At 76.5% G+C, this 527-nt stretch carries 1 protein-coding gene and 1 pseudogene; both read right to left on the bottom strand.

Annotation, left to right across the window (positions count from 1 at the left end; genetic code table 11):
- Window positions 1-147: 147 nt before the first annotated feature.
- On the bottom strand, window positions 148-351 hold the full coding sequence (locus ACFW1I_RS04270) for an acyl-CoA carboxylase subunit epsilon (RefSeq protein ID WP_319011767.1): 204 nt from the start codon (window positions 349-351) through the stop codon (window positions 148-150).
- A gap of 15 nt (window positions 352-366) precedes the next feature.
- Window positions 367-527 (bottom strand): annotated as a pseudogene (locus ACFW1I_RS04265) (methylmalonyl-CoA carboxyltransferase); the annotation flags it as partial.

Raw genomic sequence — 527 nt, 5'->3', positions numbered from 1 at the left:
CCGCCAAGCCCCCCCACACCACCCCCGTCGCCCCCCCCCTCATGGCCCGTCTGCGGTAACCGTCCCGACGGCTCGTCGGCAGCACCGCCACGCGAAAGGGCCCCCGCTCCTCGAAGGAGCGGGGGCCCTTTCCGTACGTCCGGGGCGTCAGCGCCAGCTGTGCGGGGCGCGGAAGCCGTTCTCGCGCTCCAGGCGGCGCCAGCCGGCCGTGGTGCGGCCGTGGTGGGCGGCGGCCGGCTCGGGCTGCGCGGCGGCGCGGGCGAGCAGGACCGCGGTGATGGCGGCCAGCTCCTCGGGGTCGGCGTGGCCCTTCTCGACGCGGAGAAGGTTGGCTGTGGCAGGCGTGGTCACTTCGGTGGTCTCCTCTTACTGAGGCGGGTTGCCGTGCTTGCGGGACGGCAGGTCGGCGTGCTTGGTGCGGAGCATGGCGAGGGACCGGACGAGCACCTGGCGGGTGTCGGCGGGGTGGTGGGGGGGTGGGGGGAGAGGGCGTGCGGGCGCGGAGTGGGGGTGGCGCAGCGCGGCGG

The sequence above is a fragment of the Streptomyces sp. NPDC058955 genome, from assembly GCF_042741435.1.
GTDB lineage: Bacteria > Actinomycetota > Actinomycetes > Streptomycetales > Streptomycetaceae > Streptomyces.
This window is presented reverse-complemented; position numbering and strand designations above follow the sequence as displayed.